The organism is Burkholderia guangdongensis (assembly GCF_013403875.1).
In the GTDB taxonomy this organism is placed as follows: domain Bacteria; phylum Pseudomonadota; class Gammaproteobacteria; order Burkholderiales; family Burkholderiaceae; genus Burkholderia; species Burkholderia guangdongensis.
The window spans coordinates 158,450-165,576 of sequence record NZ_JACBNX010000012.1 but is presented as its reverse complement, the minus strand read 5'-3'; the positions used below and the strand labels follow the sequence as shown (position 1 = coordinate 165,576).

The window sequence follows — 7,127 nt, the reverse complement described above, 5'->3', positions numbered from 1 at the left end:
AACTCTTCAGTTCAAACCCTGTTACTGTTTTCGGTTCTCTCGAACCGGTCGCTCACTCAAAGCTGACAGGTCATATGAATTGCTTCATAAACCTGACTTACTTTTGTGTGAGACTCTTGATACTTTCGCTTACCTGCTCCGCGGTTACCCGCGGCTCAGGTCTCGACGCCATCAAGCGCCCACACTTATCGGCTGTTCATTGTTAAAGAGCATATCTGTCAAGAACCGCGAAACTCGCTTCGTTTCGCCCTTCTCGGCAGCGCTGCGTTATCAGCAGCAGAGAAGCGAGATTATGATCAGTTTTCTGCAACTCGTCAACAACTTTTTTAACTTCCCGTCGCTGACTGCCTGATCACTTCCACTTCCCTCTTTCGCACCGCGTTCGCCGTAGCGCGAAAGAGGCGTGATTCTAAGCAGGCATCCGAAGATGCGCAAGCATTATTTGCATCGACTCAACGATGCTTGAATACCGGCTTCCGCTTTTCGACGAACGCCGCCATCCCCTCCTTCTGATCTTCGGTCGCAAACAGCGAGTGGAACAACCTGCGCTCGAATTGAACGCCCTCGGCCAGCGTCGTTTCGTATGCACGATTGACCGCCTCCTTCGCCATCATGACCGCCGGCAACGAGAACTCGGCAATCGTCGTCGCGGCGGCAAGCGCTTCGTCGAGTAGCTTGTCGGCCGGCAGCACGCGCGAAACCAGCCCGGCGCGTTCCGCTTCCTCCGCACCCATGAAGCGCGCGGTCAGACACATGTCCATGGCCTTCGCCTTCGATACCGCGCGCGCCAGGCGCTGCGTTCCGCCCGCCCCCGGTATCACGCCCAGCTTGATCTCCGGTTGGCCGAACTTCGCCGTGTCCGCCGCGAAAATGATGTCGCACATCATCGCCAGCTCACAGCCGCCGCCGAGCGCAAAACCCGCGACCGCCGCGATGACCGGCTTGCGGATCCGGCGGATCACCTCCCAGTTGCGCGTGATGTAGTCACCCATGAACGCATCCATGTACGAGTAGCCCGCCATCATCGCGATGTCGGCCCCCGCCGCGAACGCCTTTTCGCTGCCCGTCAGCACGATCGCGCCGATACCTTCGTCCGCATCGAATGCTTTCAGCGCAGCGCCCAGCTCATCCATCAGCGCGTCGTTCAGCGCGTTGAGCGCCTTCGGCCGGTTCAGCGTCACGAGGCCGACGCGGCCGCGGGTCTCCACCAGGATGTTCTCGTAAGTCATCTGCTCCTCCTCGATCAAAGAAATACGAAACGCTTCGCACATGCGAATTGTTTGATGCTACCATTCTCCGACCAACCGGTCGGTTAATTAATCCGATCTTCTTCAACGCTCATCAGGCCGCCGTCATGCCCCATCCTCTGTTCACGAAGCACGAAGCCACGCTGCAGCACGCCCTCGCCGCCATCGAGAGCCGCGACTACTGGAGCCCGTTCGCCGAAATGCCGAGCCCCAAAGTGTACGGGGAAAGCGCCAGCGCCGACGGCGAAGCCGCATTCAAATCGCACCTCGATAAGACGTTCGCGCTCGACCAGCCTGCGTCCGGCGAGACGGTCGGCGCCGAGCGGTCTCCGTACGGCCTCGGGCTCGGTGTTCGCTACCCGAAATCGACGCCCGACGCGCTGATCGCCGCGGCCGCAGCCGCCCAGCGCAGCTGGCGCGAGGCCGGGCCGTCGGCATGGGTCGGCGTGAGCCTCGAAATCCTGGCCCGCCTGAACCGCGCGAGCTTCGAAATCGCCCACAGCGTGATGCACACCACCGGGCAGGCCTTCATGATGGCGTTCCAGGCCGGTGGGCCGCATGCGCAGGATCGCGCGCTCGAAGCCGTCACCTATGCGTGGGACGCGCTGCGCCGCATCCCGAGCGACGCGCACTGGGAAAAGCCGCAAGGCAAGAATCCGCCGCTCGCGATGCACAAGCGCTACACGATCGTCCCGCGCGGCACCGGGCTCGTGCTCGGCTGCTGCACGTTCCCGACCTGGAACGGCTACCCGGGCCTCTTCGCCGATCTCGCCACGGGCAACACCGTGATCGTCAAGCCCCATCCGGGCGCGATCCTGCCGCTAGCGATCACCGTGCGAATCGCACGCGACGTGCTGCGCGACGCAGGCTTCGACCCGAACGTCGTGACGCTGCTCGCCACCGAACCGAACGACGGCGCCCTCGTGCAGGCGCTCGCGCTTCGCCCCGAAATCAAGCTGATCGACTTCACCGGCAGCACGCCCAACGGCACCTGGCTCGAGCGCAACGCCCATCAGGCGCAGGTCTATACCGAGAAGGCCGGCGTCAACCAGATCGTGATCGACTCGACCGACGACCTGAAGGCGGCGGCGAAGAACATCGCGTTCTCGTTGTCCCTGTATTCGGGCCAGATGTGCACGGCTCCGCAAAACATCTATGTGCCGCGCACCGGCATCCGGACCGCCGACGGGCATGCGAGCTTCGACGACGTCGCGCACGTGATCGCGGACGCGGTTCGGAAACTCACCGGCGACCCGGCACGCTCGGTCGAGCTGATCGGCGCGATCCAGAACGACGGCGTCGCCGCGCGGATCGACGATGCGCGCAAGCTCGGCCGCGTGCTGGCCGACAGTCAGACGCTGCAGCATCCGACGTTCCCCGACGCCCGCGTCCGGACGCCGCTCGTGCTTCAACTCGACGTGGCCGACCGCGCGAAATTCACGCAGGAGTGGTTCGGCCCGATCTCGTTCGTGATCGCCACCGATTCGACCGCCCAGTCGCTCGATCTCGCCGGCGGCATCGCCGCCGAGCACGGCGCGCTCACGCTCTCGGTCTACAGCACGGACGACGCGGTGCTCGACGCCGCCCACGAAGCGGCCGTACGCGGCGGCGTCGCGCTGTCGATCAATCTGACGGGCGGCGTGTTCGTCAATCAGTCCGCCGCGTTCTCGGATTTCCACGGCACCGGCGCGAACCCCGCGGCCAACGCGGCGCTCGCAGACGCCGCATTCGTCGCCAACCGGTTCCGCGTGGTGCAGAGTCGGGTTCATGTTGCGCCGAAGCCGGCGCTCGCGGAAGTCGGCCAGACGGCATAACCCATTCAGCCGAAGTGCAATTCTTCGGCAGCCCTCTAACATGAACGAATCCGCCGCAGTGCGTCGCGTCCGAAGGCAAGCGCGCCGGACCGACCGCACCGCGGACCCGAAAACGGAGTCATCGAGGAGTCAAGAATGTCCTATCAAGCCATCCAGCTCGACATTGATCAAACCGCCCGCGTGGCGACGCTCACCCTCAGCCGCCCGGACAAGCTGAACAGCTTCACGCGGGCGATGCATCGCGAGCTTCAATCGGCGCTCGACGCGGTCGAAGCCGCCGGTGTGCGTGCGCTGATTCTGACGGGCGCCGGGCGCGGCTTCTGTGCCGGCCAGGATCTCGCCGATCTGGATTTCACGCCCGGTGCGTCCACCGATCTCGGCACGCTGATCGACGAGCACTTCAACCCGCTGATCCGGCGCCTGCAGCAGTTGCCGATGCCGGTGATCGCGGCCGTCAACGGCACCGCCGCGGGCGCGGGCGCGAATCTCGCGTTCGCCTGCGACCTCGTGCTGGCCGCCCGCTCGAGCAGTTTCATCCAGGCGTTCGTGAAGATCGGCCTCGTGCCCGATTCGGGCGGCACGTGGTTCCTGCCGCAGCGCGTCGGCATGGCCCGCGCGCTCGGCCTCGCGCTGACCGGCGACAAGCTCGGCGCCGAGCAGGCCGAGCAATGGGGCCTGATCTGGCGCGCGATCGACGACGATGCGCTGATGTCGACGGCCCGGCAACTCGCCGCCCAGCTCGCCCAGCAGCCGACGCTCGCGATCGCCGCGATCAAGCACGCGATGCGCGAAGGCTTCACGCAGACGCTCGATCAGCAACTCGACCTCGAGCGCGACCTGCAGCGCAAGATGGGGCAATCGCACGACTACGCGGAAGGCGTCCGGGCCTTCATCGAGAAGCGCGCGCCGCGCTTCGAAGGACGTTGACATGTCCCACGCCAACGCCCCCCTGAATCCCGACGCGCTCGCGCGAGCTACCGCGCACGCAATGTACGAAGCCGACGCGTGCAGCCGCTCGCTCGGCATGGAACTCCTCGAGGTCCGCCCTGGCTATGCGCGCCTGCGCATGCCGGTGCGCCCCGACTTCCTGAACGGACACCAGATCTGCCACGGTGGACTCATCTTCACGCTCGCCGACTCGACCTTCGCGTTCGCGTGCAACTCGTACAACGCGAGCACGGTCGCCGCGGGCTGCTCGATCGAATACCTTCGCCCGGTTCAGGGCGACGACGTGCTCACCGCCGAAGCCGTCGAGCAGACGCTCGTCGGCCGGCAAGGCATCTACGACATCCGCGTCACGAATCAGGCAGGCGAGACGGTCGCGATGTTTCGCGGCAAATCCGCCCGGATCAAGGGCACGGTGATTCCGGAATAAACGGCAGACACCGGCAGAAACCGGCCGCCCCCGACTTGGACACAAAACAGGAGACACGCATGACTACCCCGTTACCGCTCGAACCGATCGAGACAGCCAGCCGCGACGAACTGGCCGCGCTGCAACTCGAGCGTCTCAAATGGTCGCTCGCGCACGCGTACGAGCATTCGCCGGTCTATCGCCGCAAGTTCGACGAGGCGGGCGTGCATCCCGGCGACCTGAAAACGCTCGCGGACCTGTCGCGCTTCCCGTTCACGACGAAGAGCGACCTGCGCGACAACTATCCGTTCGGCATGTTCGCGGTGCCGCAGGAGCGAATTTCACGTATTCATGCGTCGTCGGGCACGACCGGCAAGCCGACCGTCGTCGGCTATACCGCGCGCGACATCGACACCTGGGCCAACCTCGTCGCGCGCTCGGTCCGGGCGGCCGGCGCGCGCGCCGGCGACAAGGTGCACATCAGCTACGGCTACGGGCTCTTCACCGGCGGGCTCGGCGCGCACTACGGCGCGGAACGCGCCGGGCTGACCGTGATCCCGTTCGGCGGCGGCCAGACCGAGAAGCAGGTCCAGCTGATTCAGGACTTCCGCCCGGACATCATCATGGTGACGCCAAGCTACATGCTGTCGATCGCCGACGAATTCGAGCGGCAAGGCCTCGATCCCGCCGGCTGCTCGCTGCGCATCGGCATCTTCGGCGCGGAGCCCTGGACCAACGACATGCGAGCCGCGATCGAACAGCGGATGGGCATCGACGCGGTCGACATCTACGGGCTGTCCGAAGTGATGGGCCCGGGCGTCGCGTCCGAATGCGTCGAGACGAAGGACGGCCCGACGATCTGGGAAGACCATTTCTATCCCGAAATCATCGACCCCGACACCGGCGAAGTGCTTCCCGACGGCGAACTCGGCGAGCTCGTATTCACGTCGCTGACGAAGGAGGCGCTGCCGATCGTCCGCTACCGGACACGCGACCTGACGCGGCTCCTGCCCGGCACCGCGCGCACGATGCGGCGGATGGAGAAGATCACCGGCCGCTCGGACGACATGCTGATCGTGCGAGGCGTGAACGTGTTCCCGACGCAGATCGAAGAGCAACTGCTCAAGCAGCACGCGCTCGCGCCGCACTATCAGATCGTGCTGACGAAGGAAGGGCCGCTCGACGTCCTCACGCTCAACGTCGAGCCGTGCCCCGACGCCGAATTCGACACCGCGGCGCTCGAGGCCGCGCAGAAAGCGCTCGCGTACGACATCAAGGCGCTGATCGGCGTGACGGCGGCCGTCTGCGTGCTGCCCGTCAACGGCATCGAGCGCTCGGTCGGCAAGGCGCGCCGCGTGATCGACAAGCGCAAGGGCTGACCCCAAAACCAAGAAGCCCGGCCGGTATCATCACCGGCCGGGCTTCTCTCTGTCAGCCATGCATCACGAATTCGGAAACAGCAGCCACATCCGGCCGACCTGCTTCATCCGGCCCGCCTGGTCGCCGGCGTCGTCCCCGAGCCCCCAGAAATAGTCGGCCCGCACACCGCCCTTGATCGCCGTGCCCGTGTCCTGCGCAAACACGAGGCGATTCATCGGCGTGTTCGTGAGCGGGCGCGTCGTCTGCAGGAAAACCGGCGTGCCGAGCGGAATCGACGACGGATCCACCGCGATCGACCGCTCGGGCGTCAGCGGCACGCCAAGCGCGCCGATCGGGCCGTCCGCGCCGCCGCCCGGCATCCCCTCCTCCTTCGCGGGCATGTCCCGGAAGAACACGAAACGCGGATTCGTGTCGAGCAGCGCGTCGACGCGTGTCGGGTTCGCGCGCGCCCACGCCTTGATCCCCTGCATCGTCGCCTGCGCCGGCGTCAATTCGCCGCGATCGAGCAGCCATTTGCCGATCGACCGGTACGGCTGATTGTTCGTGCCGCCGAACCCGACGCGCATCACCGAGCCGTCGTCGAGCACGACCCGCCCCGAGCCCTGCACCTGCAGGAAGAACGCCTCGATCGGATCGTCGACCCACACGAGCTCGTTGCCGTTCAGGATCCCCGCGCGCTCGAGCTGCGCGCGCGGCGGCAGCGGCGCGCCGGCGCGATAGCCGGACGGCCAGCGGTATAGCGCATATTGATAAGGCCCGCGCCGCACCCTCGAGCCATGCAGCAGCGGCTCGTAGTAACCGGTGACGAGCCCGTCGAGCGTGCCGTCGCTGTTCGCGAACTGGAACGGCGTGAAATACGTCTCGAAGAACCGGCGCGCGCCGCCGACGTCGAGATCGTCGAGTTGCGCCGCGGCCGCGCACGCGCGCTGCCATGCCGGCTGGCGGCCGAGCCGCGCGCAATTCTCGCGCAGCGCGATCGTCGCGCCGATCAGCGCGTCGTCCTGCCAGCCCGGCACCTGCTGCCACGCGACCGGCGAGAGCCGCGCCGCGGCGATCTGCCCCGGCACGATCGCAGCACCCGTCGGCGGATTCAGCGACGTGCGCACCGGCGCGCCGCCGCACGCGGCCAACAGCGCCGCCGCCGCGAGCGATGCCGCCCAGCCGGCCAGACGCGACCCAAACCACATACAATGTTCGTTCTTGATGGAAACCGCCATGTCAGATCTTCTCGACCAATATCCGATGCTCGCGTTCGGGCTCGAAGCATTCCTCGCGCTCGCACTGCTCGCCTTCATCGTCATCTGGACCAACTCCGGCAAAAAGAAGCGCCCC

General features: G+C 66.1%; 7 protein-coding genes. 5 read left to right on the top strand and 2 right to left on the bottom strand.

Translation table 11 applies throughout. From position 1 onward, the window contains the following. Positions 1-352 (top strand): hypothetical protein (locus HZI36_RS26855; RefSeq protein WP_218883877.1); only part of this gene is annotated, 352 nt, incomplete at its 5' end. Between the two features lie 100 nt (positions 353-452). Here the strand turns inward: HZI36_RS26855 and HZI36_RS13670 are convergent. After that, a complete protein-coding gene (locus tag HZI36_RS13670) occupies positions 453-1,229 on the bottom strand; it encodes an enoyl-CoA hydratase (RefSeq protein ID WP_179403176.1) in 777 nt (258 codons plus the stop codon). A 125-nt stretch (positions 1,230-1,354) separates the two neighbouring features. Between HZI36_RS13670 and paaN the strand changes: the two genes are divergently transcribed. From paaN to paaK, 4 genes are all read left to right on the top strand, one after another. Beyond that, positions 1,355-3,061 (top strand): phenylacetic acid degradation protein PaaN, encoded by a 1,707-nt coding sequence (paaN, locus tag HZI36_RS13665; protein ID WP_179403175.1) that lies wholly within the window; start codon positions 1,355-1,357, stop codon positions 3,059-3,061. 135 nt (positions 3,062-3,196) lie between these two features. Further along, positions 3,197-3,988, top strand: coding sequence for a 2-(1,2-epoxy-1,2-dihydrophenyl)acetyl-CoA isomerase PaaG (gene paaG, locus HZI36_RS13660; RefSeq protein ID WP_179403174.1), 792 nt, complete (start codon positions 3,197-3,199; stop codon positions 3,986-3,988). A 1-nt stretch (position 3,989) separates the two neighbouring features. Next, entirely contained in the window at positions 3,990-4,436 is a 447-nt protein-coding gene (gene paaI / locus HZI36_RS13655) for a hydroxyphenylacetyl-CoA thioesterase PaaI (protein ID WP_179403173.1), read from the top strand. 59 nt (positions 4,437-4,495) lie between these two features. Then, positions 4,496-5,794: a phenylacetate--CoA ligase PaaK gene (paaK, locus tag HZI36_RS13650; protein ID WP_179403172.1), complete on the top strand. Its 1,299-nt coding sequence runs from the start codon at positions 4,496-4,498 to the stop codon at positions 5,792-5,794. Positions 5,795-5,857: 63 nt separating this feature from the next. Here the strand turns inward: paaK and mltA are convergent, their stop codons facing one another. After that, positions 5,858-7,090, bottom strand: coding sequence for a murein transglycosylase A (gene mltA / locus HZI36_RS13645; RefSeq protein ID WP_179403182.1), 1,233 nt, complete (start codon positions 7,088-7,090; stop codon positions 5,858-5,860). Positions 7,091-7,127: the final 37 nt, after the last annotated feature.